This is a genomic window from Rhodanobacter ginsengisoli, assembly GCF_042657065.1.
Classification (GTDB): Bacteria; Pseudomonadota; Gammaproteobacteria; order Xanthomonadales; family Rhodanobacteraceae; genus Rhodanobacter; species Rhodanobacter ginsengisoli.
Genome location: NZ_JBHSNF010000003.1, coordinates 587,734 through 602,372, shown reverse-complemented (window position 1 = coordinate 602,372; position 14,639 = coordinate 587,734). Strand labels below are relative to the sequence as shown.

Genomic DNA, 14,639 nt, shown 5'->3' with positions numbered 1-14,639 from the left:
GCTCAAACGGACAGCGGTTGCCTTGAATTCCTGGCTGTAGCGGTAGGTCGTTCGTGGACCTGGTTTCGGCATCTTGTGGACTCCTGAAGTGGTAGTTCAGGGTGTCCACTAAAGCGTAGGAAGTCTCAACTGCTGGGTCACAAGGACGTGGCCACCACCCAGATCTACACGCACGTGCTGAACCGTGGCGGCCATGGCGTGTTGAGTCCGCTGGACCGCGGCTGAGCGCAGCTCGCGCCGCTCTCCTGCTCCTCAATGGAACTGGTCGCTGGCCGGCACCCATGAACTGGATGACGAAGCCGGCGACGCGGTCCTGACCGGCAACACGATGGTTTCGCAGCCGGGTGGCGGCGGCGCGCCGGCGACGCGGGCGGCGGCGCATTCGGCGGCGTTGTCGAACTTGACCATCGGTGCCGGCGCGGCGCTGGCCGCGGGTGCGGGCGGCACCAGCGGGTTGGCCGGGGCCAGGTGCAGGCGCTCGTAGACTTTCTCGGCGACCGGCCGCGGCGGCGGATCGGGGTTGCGGCAACCCAGCAGGGACATCGGCAGCAGCGGCATCACCGCGCACTGGACCCGTATCCCGCGCGGCAGGTGGAAGGTGTGCTTGACCGTGGTCTTTTCCACCGCGCGGCGCAGCGCGGTGTCGATCGAGCTCTCGCCCTCGGGCGTCCAGTCCTGCTCGAAGCGGGTCGGCCGGTAGCCGATGTTCGGCGCGCCGTGACTCATGATCTGCGTATCGCCGTGCGGCTTCAGCTGCACGTAGCCGCCGAGCTCACCGTGCTTCTCGCCCTGCGCTGCGCCGGGCTGGCTTTCACCGACCTGACCGGTCTGGCCGGCGGCGCCGGGCAGCTTGCCGCGTTGGCCGTTGTCGCGGCCCTGCCCGGCCGGTGACGGGGTCACGGCCGCGACGCTGGCGGCAGGCGATGGCGGGGCCTCGGCCACACCGGCCGGCTCGCCCGGCGTGGCGTAGTCGCTGCCTTGCGGCGTGGCATCGGGTGCGCTGCTGAGGTCCGGCGCCGCCTTGAGATCGCCCGGGCTGGGCGTGGTTTCGCGTGTCGCCGACGGCTCGGCGGGCGCGGGCGATGGCGACTCGGCCGGCTGGCTGGCGGGCGTGGGTGCCGGCGCGACGGCACTCGCCACGGTGGTGGGCGCCACCACCGTGGGCCGCAGCACGGACGGCTGGATGGACGGCTGGATCGCCGGCACGCTGGACGTGTCCAGCGTCTCGATCTTTTCCGCCGGCGCCGGAGGTTGCGGTGCCGGTGGCGCGGCGGTCAACGGCACGGGCTGCAGCTCGGTCGGCGCCAGCGTGATCGCCGGCAGCTGCACATGGGGCAACTCGCGCGGCACGATCGGGCTCGGTTCGATCGCGGCGTTATGCAGGTCCACCCGCGGTGACGGCTGGGCCGGCAGCGGGACCGGCTGCTGCCGCGGCACCAGCGGTGCGGCGGGCGGCGCCGGATTCGGCACGACGCTGACCGGCGCGGCGGTCTTCGGCGCCTCGATCTGCAGCGCGATGTTCGGCACGCTGATCGACGGCGCCTGCGGCGGAAGTTGGGTCAGCGTCAGCGATGCCGGCGGCGGCATCGGCTGATTGCCCTCCAGTTGCGGTGCGCGCACCGGCTCGGGCTGGAACTTCGGCGGTGCCGGCGGCTGCAACGTGGGGGTCGGCAGGGCCACCACCGGGGGTTCGCCGGCAGGCGGCAGCGGCGGCACTTCCGGAGTCGGCGCCGGCTTCGGCAGGCTTGCCGGCGCAGGGGCCGCCGCCAACGGCTTGGGGACCACGGCGCGGGGCCTGGCCGCCGTCGCGACCACCGGTTTCGCCGCGGCCGGTGCCGACGGCGTCACGGCCCGCGCGTTCGCACTGCGCTCGCTGCTCGACACGACCCGACTGCGCTGACCCTGATGGCGCGGCCCGAGTTCTTTCGGCGGCGTGCCATGCACTGGCTGCGGTGGCGGCGGCGGGGGCGGCTCGACCAGGCGCACCTGCAGGAACTGCTCCTTCGACGGTGGCGGCGGTGCCAGCTCATAAGCCGGGCCGAGCACGAACGCGAACAGGAACAGCAGATGCACCAGCAGCGAGCCCATCATGGCGAGCAGGCGCAGGCCGTATTGGGGCGGCCGCGAACGATGACGCGGGTGGTACACGCGCGCCCGGGTCGCCGCGGCCAGCGGCGAGTTCAGCATGATCCGCGCAGGGTTGGCGGAGCGGCCGGCAGCAGGTTTATCCGGGGGCAGCGGGGGCATGCGGCGAGTGTAGCGGGCGCGGGCGCGCTTCCGCATGACGCTCAGGGATGACCGCTGGCACCCGCCGCGCGTTCATGCCGTTCCGCGTCGACCGCGCGGTTCGGGGTGTCGACCGGGCAGCCCCAGGCCAGCGGTTTGCCCGCGCGATACATCGCGATGCACGACGCCTCGTCGGGTGGTTTCGGTGCGTGCGCGGCGCCGTCCAGCGATCGGGTCGGTGCCATGCTGAGTCGCTCGTCGCCATCCTTCGCCGACGGTGGCGCCGGCGGATCCCCGCCGCAACCGCCGGCCAGCATGGCGAGGGAAACGGCGCAGTGAATGCGGATGCCACCGGGCAGCCGGACGGTCTTCTTCAATGTGGTCTTGTCCACCAGTTTCTGCAGCGCACTGTCGATCGCGCTGCCGCCGCTGTTCCAGTCGTTGTCGAAGCGCGTCGCCCGGTACGTGACCGGGCTGTCGTGTCGCATGATGCCCGTATCGCCCTGCGGCATCCGCTGCACGTAACCCGGCAACGGCGCGCTGGCGGCCGACGCCGGCAGCAACGGTTGACCGTGTTCGTCGTACAGCGGCGAGGCTGGCGCCGGCGGGGGCGTCGGCAGTCGCACCACCATCGCGTCCTTGGCCGGCGGCTCGGGCGCTCTCGGCAGCGGGCGCGGCTTCGGTGGTGGCGGCAGCGCCTGCGGCGGAGGCGCTGCGGCCGTCGCGGGTGCCTGCGCGATGAATCGCACGTGCATCACCTCGCCCACCGGCGCCGGAACCACCGGCCTGGCCGGCGGCGAACGCATGCCGTACCAGATCGCCACCACGAACAGGGCATGCAGCAACACGGCGATGGCCAGCGCCAGCCGGTGCTGGCGACCCTCGATCTGCGGCTCGCGCCAGCGCCGCCGCTGTAGCGCCGCCCGGGCAGGCCAGTCCAGCCCGCTCAACGCACGCGCCGACGGCTCCGGCCGAACGAGCGGATCGGGGCCGGGCGGGATCGGGCGTTGGCGTGCGGCCTGCGACGGAGGGACGATGACGATGCCTCATGGGATGCGGATGGCTGCGGCAGCTTGCCGGATGGCGCTTGAACCCCGACGTACCGGGCGGCAGATGGTTGCGGAAGCTCCGCATCCGCTACAGACCATCGTCAACCGGCAACGGTTCCCCGCACTGCAGCTTGACCGTGCCGGCGGTTCGCTCAAGTCTAGACGGACGGCACCATCCGCCGTTCCCGCCATGACCGCCCTTGCCTGCCACCGGGGGCAGGACGACCATGACGGCCCGCCATCGTCAGCCGCCACCGCGCGGCCTCATGCGGCGCCGATCATGCCACGAGGCCACGCCCCGTTTTGAGGAGGGTCGCATCGTGACGTATTCCACGGAAAGCATCCGCAACATCGCGCTCACCGGTCACGCCGGCGCCGGCAAGACCACGCTGTTCGAGGCGCTGCTGCTGGCCGGCGGGGTGATCCAGATCCCCGGCACGGTCGAGCGCGGCAACACCGTCTCCGACACCGACAACCAGGAGAAGGCGCGCGTTCACTCCATCGACAGCTGCGTGGCGCAGATCGTCCACGACGACTGTCACCTCAACCTGATCGACACCGCCGGCTACGCCGATTTCCGCGGCGCCACGCTGGCTTCGCTGGCCGCGGTGGAAACCGTGGCGATCGTGGTCAACGCGATCAACGGCATCGAGCACAGCACCCGCCGCATGATGATGCATGCGCGCGAACGCGGGCTGGCCCGCGTGCTGGTGATCAACAAGATGGATTTCGACGGCGCCGACCTGGCCGGCCTGGTGGACGCCCTGCGCGAGGAATTCGGCAACGAATGCCTGCCGGTGAACCTGCCCGCCGGCCATGCCAGGCGCGTGCTGGACTGCTTCTTCCACAGCGAGGGCAGCACCGATTTCTCGTCGCTGGCCGAGGCGCACCAGCGCATTCTCGACCAGGTGGTGGAGATCAACGAAACGATGATGGGCCAGTATCTCGACGAGGGCGAAGGCGCACTCAGCCCGCAGGCACTGCATGACGCGTTCGAGCAGTGCCTGCGCGAGGGGCACCTGGTGCCGATCTGCTTCGTCAGCGCGCGCACCGGCGCCGGCGTGAAGGAACTGCTCGATGTGGCCGCGCGGCTGCTGCCGAATCCCGCCGAAGGCAATCCGCCGCCGTTCCTGCGCGCCGACGGCAGCCCGCTGGTGGTTTCCACCGACCCGGCGGCGCACGTGATCGCCGACGTGTTCAAGATCGTCAACGACCCGTTCGTGGGCAAGCTCGGCGTGTTCCGCGTGTGGCAGGGCACGATACGACGCGACAGCCAGCTGTTGATCGACGATGGCCGCAAGCCGTTCAAGGTGGGCCACCTGTTTCGCCTGCAGGGCAAGACCCACGTGGAGATCGAGGAGGCGATCCCGGGCGACCTCGCCGCGGTGGCCAAGGTCGAGGAGATCCACTTCGACGCGGTCCTGCACGACTCGCACGACGAGGACCGGATCACCCTGGCGCCGCTGGCGTTTCCCACCCCGATGTACGGCCTGGCGCTGGAGCCCCGGCACAAGGGCCAGGAGCAGAAGCTCTCCAACGCGCTGGCGCGGCTGGCCGAGGAGGATCCGTGCTTTCGCGTCGAGCATCGCAAGGAGCTCAACGAGACGGTCGTGCGCGGGCTCTCCGACCTGCACCTGAAGGTGATGCTGGAACGCATGCGCGAGCGCTACGGCGTCGAGGTGGACACCCACCCGCCGCGGATCGCCTACCGTGAAACCATCGCCGGCCACGCCGAAGGCCACCACCGGCACAAGAAGCAGACCGGCGGCGCCGGCCAGTTCGGCGAAGTGTTCCTGCGCGTCGAGCCGCTCGACCGCGGTGCCGGTTTCGAGTTCGTCGATGCGGTGAAGGGTGGCGTGATCCCCGGCCAGTACCTGCCGGCGATCGAGAAAGGCGTGCGCCAGGCGATGGAGCACGGCGCGGTGGCCGGCTTTCCGCTGCAGGATCTGCGGGTGACCGTGTACGACGGCAAGCACCACTCGGTCGACTCGAAGGAAGTCGCCTTCATCAGCGCCGGCAAGAAGGCGTTCCTCGATGCGGTGGTCAAGGCGCACCCGATCGTGCTGGAGCCGATCGTCAACGTCGAGGTGGCGATCCCCGAGCACAACGTGGGCGACGTCACCGGCGGCCTCGCCGGCAAGCGCGCTCGCATCATGGGCACCGACACCCAGCGGGGCGGCGAGCTGGTGATCAAGGCGCAGGCGCCGCTGGCCGAACTGATCGACTACCCCACCGAACTGAAGTCGATGACCGGCGGCCGCGGCCGCTACAGCCTCGACCTCAGCCATTACGAGGCGGTACCGCCGAACGTGCAGAAGCAGCTCAGCGAAGAGTGGAAGCCGCACGTGGAGGAAGACTGAACCCGCCGCCGCTCGACCGGCCGGCGCCCGCCGGAAATCGCTCTACTCCCACCAGGAAACCCGCCATGCAACTGCTCCGCCCCGGTATCGCCCTCGGCATCCTGCTGCTCGCTCCCTGCATCGCCCGGGCGGCCGCCCCGGACGGTCCGGCGCCCATGCTCAGCATGCTGCGTACCACCTGTTTCGGCATGTGCCCCTCGTACCGGGTGCGCCTGAGCAGCAATGGCCACTTCACCTTCGACGGGCTGGCCAATGTAACGACCAAAGGCCCGGTCGACGGCCAGGCCACGCCCGCGCAGATCGCGGCCATCCAGGCCGCCCTCCGCGAGGCCGACCTGCGCAGCCTGCACGACCACTACACCTCGCGCGAGGATGGCTGCGCGCCGCTGCTGATGGACATGAGCGGCGTGAAGATCAGCATCGACGACGCGCAGGGGAGCAAGACGGTCGACTTCTATTACGGCTGCCGCGGCGCGATCGCCAACCAGGTGCGTCCGCGCATCGACAAGCTGGCCGACGTCATCGACCAGCAGTTGGATACCGCGCGCTGGATCGGCAAGCCGAGCAAGCCCGGTGCCCCCGGCGGAACCGCGCACTGACACGGCCGGCCACCGCCCGCAGGAGAAGTATTACAGGCGCCCGCCGCGCTTCACGCTGAGATAGCGCTCGATCAGCGCACCGGACAGCTCGGCGCAGCTGACGTCGAGCGTGTTGACGCCCTCGCGCCGCAACGCTTCGTGCACGCGCTCGCGCTCGGCCAGGTAGTGCATCGCCGAGGCACTGCGGATGCCGGTTTCGAGATCGTCGCCGGGATCGCCGGCGGCACGGTCCAGCGCCAGCTCGCGCAGGCTGACCAGCATCACCAGGTGCCGTCTGGACAGCATCGACACCGCCATGCGCAGTTCGGCGTCGTCCTCGTCGCGCACGTTGGTGATCAGCACCACCAGCGCACGGCGCTGCTGGTGCGCCTGCAGCGCACTGGCGGCGGCCAGGTAATCGGTGGCCAGCGGCATCGCCTGCAGGTCGTAGCCGGCGCCCAGCAGCATGTCCATGCCACCACTGCCCTGCTGCGGCGGCAGCCAGCGTTGCTGCTGGCCGGTGCAGGCCAGCATGCCGACCGCATCGCCCTGGCGCAGCGCGATGCTGGCCAGCGCCAGCGACGCGTTCAGCACGTGATCGAAATGCGCCAGCTGGTCGTCCTGCGCCAGCATGCGCCGGCCGCAATCGAGCATCAGCACCACCTGCTGGTTGCGCTCGTCGCGATACTCGCGCGAGATCAGCCGGTTGCTGCGCGCGGTGGCCTTCCAGTCGATCTTGCGCAGGCTGTCGCCGACCCGGTAGTCGCGCAATTCCTGGAACTCGGTGCCCTCGCCGCGTCGCCGCTGCAGGCGCGCGCCGACACTGCGCGAGGCCAGCTCCACGCTGAGCCGGGCCAGCTCGGCCAGCGACGCGAAATTCGGATACACCCGCACCGTCGACGGCGCGCCGACCACGCGACGCGCGGTCCAGCCATGCCAGGGCGAGCGCAACTGCACATGGCAACCCTCGAAGCGGAACTGCCCGCGCGCGTCGGGCGTCACCGCATAATCGAGCTGCAGTTCGTCACCCGGCGGCAGCGCCAGCGTGCGCGGCATCCCGCGCACCGCCCAGCCGCCCGGATGCAGATCGTGCAGGCGCACTTTCTGCACCCGCGCGCCCGCGCCGCGCAGGCGCAGGCCCACGCGCGCCTCCGGCCCCAGCGGCATCACCGGCGCCACCTCCCGTTGCAGCGTCGGCGAAGGCATCCGGCGCAGGCGCCGGGCGTCGATCAATGCCAGCAGTGCAATGCCGCCGCCGCAGGCCAGCCAGGTCGTCAGCGGCAGCCAGGCCAGGCTGGCCAGCGCGCCGAGCACGCTCCAGCCGAGCAGCAACCACAGCAGCGCGGGCGCGGGTCGCATCATTGGCGCGGTGCCGGCACCTTGTGCAGCAAGGCATTCAGCACGTCGTCCGGGCGCTGGCGTTCGATCAGCGCTTCCGGCGCCAGCAGCAGGCGATGACGCAGCGCCGGCAGGGCCACCGCGCGCACGTCGTCGGGGGTGACGAAATCGCGCCCGTCCAGCGCGGCGCTGGCCCGTGCCAGCCGTGCCAGTGCCAGCCCGCCGCGCGGACCGGCGCCACCGATCACGCCCGGCCACTCGCGCGTGGTGCGCACGATGCGCACGGCATAGTCGGTGACCGCCGCATCCATGCGAATTGCGGCGACGCCCTGCTGCAGGGCCAGCAGTTCCGCCTGCCCCATCACCGGCTGCACCTTCGACACGTCGAGGTCGGCCGCGACCTTGCCGTTGACCACGCCGGCGACCATGCGCTTCTCGTCCTCCAGCGTGGGATAGCCGATCACCACCTTGATCAGGAAGCGGTCGAGCTGCGCCTCGGGCAACGGATAGGTGCCCTCCTGTTCGATCGGGTTCTGCGTGGCCACCACCATGAACGGCGCCGGCAACGCGAAACGACGACCCTCGATGGTCACCTGCCCTTCCTGCATCGACTCGAGCAGGGCCGCCTGGGTCTTCGCCGGCGCGCGGTTGATCTCGTCGGCCAGCAGCAGGTTCGCGAACACGGGCCCGCGGCGGATCTGGAAGCGCTCACTCTTGGGATCGTAGATCGCGTGTCCGGTGACATCCGCCGGCATCAGGTCCGGCGTGAACTGGATGCGCCCGAACGTGCAGCCCACCGACGCGGCCAGCGCGCGCACCAGCAGGGTCTTGCCCAGTCCGGGCACGCCTTCGATCAGCACATGTCCGGCGGCCAGCAAGGCCAGCAGCACCTGGTCGAACACCTCACCCTGGCCGATGAAGGCCTGCGCGACCTGCTCGCGCAACGCCCGCGCGTGTTCGCCCAGCTCGGCGATCGACAGGGGCGCCGGCGGCGTGAGCGGGGCGGCGGAAAGGGTCTCGGTGGTCATGGGTGGCTCCTGAGTCGCGCCAAGGTGAGGATGGAGGCACGAAACGCCTGCGCGTTCGCGGGTGACTGGAAGGCCTGCTCGATCTGCGCGGCATCGAGCGGCCCGCGCTCGGCCAGGCGCGCATGCAGGGCCTCGCCGTTGAGCATCGCGCAGGCCGGATCGCGCCGGCGCAGGCGCTCCCGTACGGCGTGACAGGCCAGCCGGTGCAGGCTGCGGCCGCCATCGCGGCGATACAGGAATTCGCCAGCTGCCTGCACGTGCTCCAGCAGCGCGCGTCGATGCAGCGCCGGCGCCGGCATCAGCGGGCCCAGCCGCGCACTGCGCATGGCCATCCAGCCGGCCAGCAACAGGCTCAGCGCCAGCAGCGCGGGCCAGCCCTTGAACAGCAACCACTTCGGCAGCGACAGACCGTCCAGCGCGTAGACCAGGTAGATCCGGCCGCGACCCAGGTTCGGCGCCAGCAGGCGCCAGCCGAAATGCTGCGCGGCGGCCTGTTTCAGATGATTGCCCGAGATCGGATCGAGGCTGGCCAGCAGGCTGACCGTACCGCTCGCCAGCCGGGTGCGGGCGAACAGATAGCCGTCCATCTGATCGCCGATCGACGCCTCCACCGCGGCGCGGGCCGCTGGCGCAAGCCGGAAGCGCTCACCACACAAGTGCACCTGGCCAGGTGGCTTGCCATCGACGACCGCGCCGGCGTCGATCGCGCTGCAGGCAAAGGCCGCGGGGCGTGAATCGAGCAGGTTCAGTGCCTTGGACAGCGGTGTCCGCAGCGCCGTCGCGGTCGCCCCCGGCGACAGCAGCAGATGGCCACCGGATCGGACCCAGGCGGCAAGTCGCGCGGCGGCAGCGGCATCGACCCGGGCCGCGTCGTCACCCAGTACCAGCGTGTCGCCGGGTCGCAGCGGCATCCGCTGCGGATCCAGCGTGGTCAGCGCGGTGACCGGCAGGTGCAGCCGGACCAGGGTCTGCTGCAGCGCAAAGAAACGGTTGTAGCGCGCCTCGCCGTGCGCGGCCACCGGCTCGGTGACCTCCTTGTGCTCGAACGTGGCGAGGAAACCGGCAACCAGCAGGCCCGCGACGACCAGTACCAGCGTGGCGATGACCAGCGCCTTGCGGTTCATGCCGATGTCCCCGTCTGCGCGGGCCAGCCGACCAGCAGGTGTTCGATCGCGGCGTCATCCGGATAGCGTCCCGCATACGCGGCGAACTGCCAGGTACGCACGATCGCAACCATCCGCCGGGCGCGGGCGGGGTCGTCGATCGCCGCCGCCTGCCGCAGCCAGTCCGCCTCGGTCGCTTCCGCCGACAGCGGCAGCTTCAGCAGCCGGGCGGTCTGCGCCACGCCGCCGCGATACAGCAGGGCCAGCGCCTCGCGCTGGCGTCGCGCCTGCCACAGCGTGCGGGTGGCGGCAGCCAGGTCCGCGGGCAACGCCGGCTCCGGCTCGACACTGGTGTGCCGTTCCGGCGCCAGCGCCGGTTGGGCGGGCTCGCGTACCAGGCGTCCGCGCCGGCGCCAGGCAAACCGCAGCAGCGCGCCGAGCGCTACGAGCAGCAGCAGCCACAACAGCCCCTTGAACGCGAGTGCGAACAGACGGCCAAAGGCGGGAAACGGCATCGCTTGCACCTTCGTCGCCGGAGCGAGCGGGTACCTGAGTACCCATCGGCGCACCTTGCGCTCGCCGCCGAAACGCGGATCGCGGTAGACCGCCGCGGCAGCGGCCGCAAAGCGTCGGTCCGCATCGTCCAGCGGCTGCCCGAACCGCGGATCGGGCGAAGTCGGCACCGAGGTCGTCGGCGCCGGCACGCTGGTCGCCGCATGCACCGCCAACGGCCAGATGCCGCCGCATGCCAGCAACACGAGCAGCAGCTTGCCCGGCACCTGCAACCGCGCACACAGGCGGCGGAAGGCCAGGTCGATATCCCACGCCTCCAGCTGGGTGCGCCGGTTGAGATACAGCGCAAACCCGCAGGCCACATACAGCGGCTCGATCGCGCTCATCGCCAGATACGCCACGGTCGCGACCAGCAGCGTCCAGGCCGTCGTCGCGCCATGCACGTCTTGACGGAAAAAATCTCCGATCGAATCCGGTCGCCATTCGTGCGGAATCAGCAGCACCGCCAGCAACCAGACACTGAGGAACAGCACCAGCTCGAACTGCAGGCAGCCGTAGGTCAGCAGGCTGGTCTCGGTCACGATGCGGCGACGCAGCACCTGCCAGCGTGCCGAACGCTGCCGGCGCGGGGCGCCTTCGAGCAGGTCCAGCGGCAGGCGCAACGCGCGATTGCTGTCGATGCGCAGCCAGCTCAGCCCCGCCAGCGTACTGCGCCAAGGCCACCGGCGCTGACCGCGCAGGGTCTCGCGCCAGCCCGGTGCGCGATCGAACACCGCACGCGACAACACATACAGCGGCAAGCGGTCGAACAACGGTTTCAGCCACCACATCAGCACCAGGCCGAGCCACGGCCACCCCAGCAGCAGCCCGAGCGCATTGCACGCGACGAACACCGGCAGGGTGAACGCGAACCAGGCCGACCACACCGCCACGGCATTCGCGCGCAACATCACCGCGCCCAGGTCGAGCGCCTCGCGCGGGGCGCGGGGTCGCAGCACCACGCTGATCCGTTCAAGCTCCATGCCGATGTCCTCTGCCGCCGCGCCACAGCCAGCCGAGCACCAGCAGCCACAGCAGCGCACCGCTGCCGAACTTCACCGCATCCGGCAGGGTCGCGATCGACGACCAGTAAGCCTCGACGAAAGCGGCGACCAGCAGCATCGCGAACGCCCCCAGCGCCAGCTGCCCGCCGACCCAGCCGGCGGCGACCAGGGCCGGGCCACGCCGCTGCCGGCCCGGCGCCAGCAGGGTCAGTCCCAGTTGCAGGCCGGCGCCACCGGCGATCACCAGGGCGCTCAGCTCGAACGCCGAATGCGCCACCACGAAGCGCCAGAACGGCGCGCCGTCCCCGATCGCGGTGAGATGGCCGGCCACGCCACCGACCAGCACGCCGTTGGCCGCCAGCACGTAAACCGCCCCGACGCCGAAGAACAGGCCCGAGGCAAACGTGCGGAACGCGATGCTGACGTTGTTCATCACGTAGTAGCCGAACATCTGCAAGTCGGTGCCGCTGCTGCGGCCCAGGTGCGTGTTGGCCGGGTCGTACATCTTCTCGAACCCGGCCAGCTGCGCGCTGCTGAACACCGTATGCGCCAGCTCGGGCCGCACCTGCATCAGCACCAGCGCGATCAGCGCCGGCACGTAGAACAGCACCGCCGCCGCTGCCATGCAGCGCCACTGCGCGCGCACCAGGCGTGGAAATCCCGCGACCAGGAAGCTGGCCACCCGGTGCCAGCGCGGCGGCGGCGGCCGGTACAGCACGCGGTGGCCCTGCTGCACGATGCGCTGCAGCCGATCGGTCACTTCATGGCTGTAGCCGCGCCCGCGCGCCAGCGCCAGATGATGGCAAAGACGCCGGTACGACGGCGGGAAATCCAGCGCCGGCTCCTGCCGCATGGTCCGCTTCGGCTGGCGCTCGAGCGCGCTCAGCCACGACTGCAGGCGATCCCACTCGGGCGCATGCAGGGCCACGAAGCGTTCCTGCCTCATGCCCGCCCCAGCAGCCAGTTGGCGTGCGCGATCAGGCGCCGCACCGCCGCCGTGTCGCGGCACCCGGTCAACGGCGAAAGCATGTTGGCCAGTTCCTCCTGCCGCGGCACGGTGAGCTGGCCGGCGCGCTCGGCAAACTCGACCAGGGCGAGCTGTTCGTCGGCGGCGAGCACGACCGGCAACGGTGCCGCCGGTGCCATCGGCACCTGCTGCCCCGCCGGCAGCTCGGTGGCATGGATCACCATCGTGCCGGCCACGATGTCGCCGAGCCGGCGCGCGTGCGGGTCGATCAGCGTGCTGACCAGTCCCACCCCGTAGACGCCGGGCAGGATGTCCACCACGCGCAGCAGATTGCGCACCACCGACGGCATCCAGGTCACCGGCGTGCCGTCGGCGCGAACCACGCGCAGGCCCAGCGCCCGCTTGCCCAGGGTCTGGCCGTCCAGCCAGACCTCGCACAGCACCGAATACCCCCACATCAGCGCGAACAGCAGCAGCATGGCCAGGCCGTTGCCGCCCACGCCGAACAGCGAAAGCGGAATCGCCGCGACCGTGAACACCGCCCCGCGCAACAGCATGTCGACCATCCATGCCTGCGCGCGCGGCAGCGCACCGGCGGCGCGCAGGTGCAGCGAGATGCCCTCGGGTGTCTCGATCTCGCGGACGGTGTCGAGCATCAAACGTCGATGACGATGGTGTCGGCGATCAGGTCATGCAGGCAGCGACGCTCGGCACCGAAGATCAGCAGCGCATCCACCAGCCCGGCCACCCGGCCCACCAGCGGGATGACGCCGAGCAGGCCAACCGGCAGCACGCGCAGGAAGATGTAGCGGGCCAGTCCGACGCGGTCGCCGTCCGTGCGTACGATGGCAATGTCCAGCGTGCGCTTGCCGATGGTCTGCCCGTGCCGATGGATCAGCACGCAGTTGACCACGATCATCGCCACCAGCAGGGCCGTTCCCAGCAGCATCAGGCCCACCATCGGTGCGGCCGGCTTGAGTCCCTGCTTCACACCGGCCGCCATCATGACGCCCCAAACGAAAGGCGCCAGCCACACCACGTTGACCAGGCCATCCAGCATGGCGGCACCCAACCGTTTGCCCCGGCTGGCCTTGCGACTTTCCAGATCTTTCGCGGTATTCCCGCGCACGTCATCAACCACGGCCGCCGGTGCGGCATATGGATTGGATTCCATCGGTCCTTCCCCCTGCTGTCCTTTTGCCCTCCCCCACGTCGGGCAACCGGCCCGAGTATAGAAGCGACTTTTGCCGGTTGACCAGCATTGGCGCAGGGGGCGCAGGGCCGTGCCCGGAGGGTATGGCCTCCGCCCGGCTCAGGGGCTTTTGCGCTTCGGCCTGAGCAGGGTGCCGGTGCAGTCGGGCGAACCGCACAGGCACTTCCACAGCTTCTTCAGACGCGCGGTATGCGGCACGTCGAGCACGATGCCGTAGTCGTAGGTGAGCTCCTCGCCCGGCTTGATCGCCCGGATCGCCTCGATCACCACCTTGTCCCGGCGTGGATCGCCGCTGGCACTCTCCTCGACCAGCGCGCGGCAGTTCGGCGCGCAGCTGTGGTTGATCCAGCGGGCACTGTTGCCGTGCTGGTTGGCGTCGATGATGTAGTCGTCATTGAGCGTGAACAGGAACGTGTGGCCGGTTTCGCCGCCGTCGCCATAGAGTTCGTCGGCCTCGGCATGGGTCAGCAGCTTGCCCTTGTACTCGATGATCTGCTCGCCCCGGCGGATCGGGGTGACGGCGAACACGCCATTGCCATGGATCGGTGAGCGGCGGGCGGCGAAGCGGCGGGGCCGCGTGGCTGAAGTCATGGACGGGTCTGCTGGCTTGATTGAGAAGGCCGCGATGATGCCCGTTGCGGAGCGTCATGGGAATTTCCGCCAACTTTGCTAAGATTCAAACAATCGTTTGAGGTGCACCCATGAGACGACTGCTGCAAGGTTTCCTGCTTGTCCTGTTCGGCGCCGGCCTGGTCGCCTGCGGGCCGGCGCGCAAGAGCATCTTTCCACCGACCCTCAGCATCCAGCAATTGTCGGAGCTGCCGAACGGTCAGTGGCGACTGATCGTGCGAATCCAGAACAACAGCTACGGCGAAATGGATTTCAGGTCGATCGAGGGCCGGCTGCAGATCGCCGAACTCGTACCGGTCCGGCTGCATGCGACCTTCGAGCGGGACATCCCCGAGCTGGCCGGTGACGTGATCCAGCTCGACGTGCTGCCCACCGCCGCGATGAGCCAGGCACTGCAGGCCGTCGCCGCCAAGGGCAGTGCCGGTGCGGTCGCCTACCGCATCAGCGGCACCGCCAGCGCCAAACCCGAGCAGGAAGACAAACCACGCGACTTCAGTTTCGACGGCAAAGCCTGGATCTCGCCGGTGCCGGGCATCGCCCACACCTGGCGCTGATGCCGTCCCTTTCCACGACGCCACTTTCCCCCAAGGA

General features: G+C 70.1%; 13 protein-coding genes and 1 pseudogene. 4 read left to right on the top strand and 10 right to left on the bottom strand.

Features of this window, described 5'->3' with window-relative positions; translation table 11 throughout:
- Positions 1–114: 114 nt before the first annotated feature.
- A pseudogene (locus tag ACFPPA_RS16070) lies at positions 115–225 on the top strand (integron integrase); the annotation flags it as partial.
- A gap of 27 nt (positions 226–252) precedes the next feature.
- On the opposite strand, the gene ACFPPA_RS16065 reads toward ACFPPA_RS16070, so the two are convergent.
- Both ACFPPA_RS16065 and ACFPPA_RS16060 read right to left on the bottom strand, forming a co-directional pair.
- Positions 253–2,187 (bottom strand): hypothetical protein, encoded by a 1,935-nt coding sequence (locus tag ACFPPA_RS16065; RefSeq protein WP_377321705.1) that lies wholly within the window; start codon positions 2,185–2,187, stop codon positions 253–255.
- A 101-nt stretch (positions 2,188–2,288) separates the two neighbouring features.
- Complete coding sequence (locus ACFPPA_RS16060; protein WP_377321704.1) at positions 2,289–3,176, bottom strand: hypothetical protein; 888 nt, start codon at positions 3,174–3,176, stop codon at positions 2,289–2,291.
- A 419-nt stretch (positions 3,177–3,595) separates the two neighbouring features.
- On the opposite strand from ACFPPA_RS16060, the gene fusA reads away from it, so the two are divergent.
- Positions 3,596–5,635, top strand: a complete 2,040-nt coding sequence (gene fusA / locus ACFPPA_RS16055; RefSeq protein WP_377321703.1) for an elongation factor G — start codon at positions 3,596–3,598, stop codon at positions 5,633–5,635.
- Between the two features lie 65 nt (positions 5,636–5,700).
- Positions 5,701–6,234: a DUF6438 domain-containing protein gene (locus tag ACFPPA_RS16050; protein ID WP_377321701.1), complete on the top strand. Its 534-nt coding sequence runs from the start codon at positions 5,701–5,703 to the stop codon at positions 6,232–6,234.
- Between the two features lie 30 nt (positions 6,235–6,264).
- Here ACFPPA_RS16050 and ACFPPA_RS16045 read toward each other — a convergent pair whose 3' ends face one another.
- From ACFPPA_RS16045 to ACFPPA_RS16010, 8 genes are all read right to left on the bottom strand, one after another.
- Positions 6,265–7,572, bottom strand: coding sequence for a DUF58 domain-containing protein (locus ACFPPA_RS16045; RefSeq protein WP_377321736.1), 1,308 nt, complete (start codon positions 7,570–7,572; stop codon positions 6,265–6,267).
- The gene (locus ACFPPA_RS16040; RefSeq protein ID WP_377321699.1) at positions 7,572–8,579 is read right to left on the bottom strand and encodes an AAA family ATPase; all 1,008 of its coding nucleotides are present in this window, start codon (positions 8,577–8,579) and stop codon (positions 7,572–7,574) included. The genes ACFPPA_RS16045 and ACFPPA_RS16040 overlap by 1 nt, the downstream gene beginning before the upstream one ends.
- The gene (locus tag ACFPPA_RS16035) at positions 8,576–9,703 is read right to left on the bottom strand and encodes a DUF4350 domain-containing protein (protein ID WP_377321697.1); all 1,128 of its coding nucleotides are present in this window, start codon (positions 9,701–9,703) and stop codon (positions 8,576–8,578) included. Before ACFPPA_RS16035 ends, ACFPPA_RS16040 begins: the two co-directional genes overlap by 4 nt.
- Positions 9,700–11,217: a DUF4129 domain-containing protein gene (locus tag ACFPPA_RS16030; protein ID WP_377321695.1), complete on the bottom strand. Its 1,518-nt coding sequence runs from the start codon at positions 11,215–11,217 to the stop codon at positions 9,700–9,702. Before ACFPPA_RS16030 ends, ACFPPA_RS16035 begins: the two co-directional genes overlap by 4 nt.
- A complete protein-coding gene (locus ACFPPA_RS16025; RefSeq protein ID WP_377321693.1) occupies positions 11,207–12,184 on the bottom strand; it encodes a stage II sporulation protein M in 978 nt (325 codons plus the stop codon). Before ACFPPA_RS16025 ends, ACFPPA_RS16030 begins: the two co-directional genes overlap by 11 nt.
- Positions 12,181–12,861 (bottom strand): RDD family protein, encoded by a 681-nt coding sequence (locus ACFPPA_RS16020; RefSeq protein WP_377321692.1) that lies wholly within the window; start codon positions 12,859–12,861, stop codon positions 12,181–12,183. Before ACFPPA_RS16020 ends, ACFPPA_RS16025 begins: the two co-directional genes overlap by 4 nt.
- Positions 12,861–13,379: an RDD family protein gene (locus ACFPPA_RS16015; RefSeq protein WP_377321691.1), complete on the bottom strand. Its 519-nt coding sequence runs from the start codon at positions 13,377–13,379 to the stop codon at positions 12,861–12,863. The genes ACFPPA_RS16020 and ACFPPA_RS16015 overlap by 1 nt, the downstream gene beginning before the upstream one ends.
- Positions 13,380–13,517: 138 nt before the next feature.
- A complete protein-coding gene (locus ACFPPA_RS16010) occupies positions 13,518–14,009 on the bottom strand; it encodes an SET domain-containing protein (protein ID WP_377321689.1) in 492 nt (163 codons plus the stop codon).
- Positions 14,010–14,119: 110 nt separating this feature from the next.
- Here ACFPPA_RS16010 and ACFPPA_RS16005 point away from each other — a divergent pair, with 110 nt between their 5' ends.
- Positions 14,120–14,602: a hypothetical protein gene (locus ACFPPA_RS16005; RefSeq protein ID WP_377321687.1), complete on the top strand. Its 483-nt coding sequence runs from the start codon at positions 14,120–14,122 to the stop codon at positions 14,600–14,602.
- Positions 14,603–14,639: the final 37 nt, after the last annotated feature.

What these genes read in the sequence shown, in the direction of transcription:
- ACFPPA_RS16065 (WP_377321705.1), bottom strand. Translation starts at nt 2,187, where the DNA reads ATGCTGAACTCGCCGCTGGCCGCGGCGACCCGGGCGCGCGTGTACCAC.
- ACFPPA_RS16050 (WP_377321701.1), top strand. Translation starts at nt 5,701, where the DNA reads ATGCAACTGCTCCGCCCCGGTATCGCCCTCGGCATCCTGCTGCTCGCT.
- ACFPPA_RS16045 (WP_377321736.1), bottom strand. Translation starts at nt 7,572, where the DNA reads ATGCGACCCGCGCCCGCGCTGCTGTGGTTGCTGCTCGGCTGGAGCGTG.
- ACFPPA_RS16040 (WP_377321699.1), bottom strand. Translation starts at nt 8,579, where the DNA reads ATGACCACCGAGACCCTTTCCGCCGCCCCGCTCACGCCGCCGGCGCCC.
- ACFPPA_RS16035 (WP_377321697.1), bottom strand. Translation starts at nt 9,703, where the DNA reads ATGAACCGCAAGGCGCTGGTCATCGCCACGCTGGTACTGGTCGTCGCG.
- ACFPPA_RS16030 (WP_377321695.1), bottom strand. Translation starts at nt 11,217, where the DNA reads ATGGAGCTTGAACGGATCAGCGTGGTGCTGCGACCCCGCGCCCCGCGC.
- ACFPPA_RS16025 (WP_377321693.1), bottom strand. Translation starts at nt 12,184, where the DNA reads ATGAGGCAGGAACGCTTCGTGGCCCTGCATGCGCCCGAGTGGGATCGC.
- ACFPPA_RS16020 (WP_377321692.1), bottom strand. Translation starts at nt 12,861, where the DNA reads ATGCTCGACACCGTCCGCGAGATCGAGACACCCGAGGGCATCTCGCTG.
- ACFPPA_RS16015 (WP_377321691.1), bottom strand. Translation starts at nt 13,379, where the DNA reads ATGGAATCCAATCCATATGCCGCACCGGCGGCCGTGGTTGATGACGTG.
- ACFPPA_RS16010 (WP_377321689.1), bottom strand. Translation starts at nt 14,009, where the DNA reads ATGACTTCAGCCACGCGGCCCCGCCGCTTCGCCGCCCGCCGCTCACCG.
- ACFPPA_RS16005 (WP_377321687.1), top strand. Translation starts at nt 14,120, where the DNA reads ATGAGACGACTGCTGCAAGGTTTCCTGCTTGTCCTGTTCGGCGCCGGC.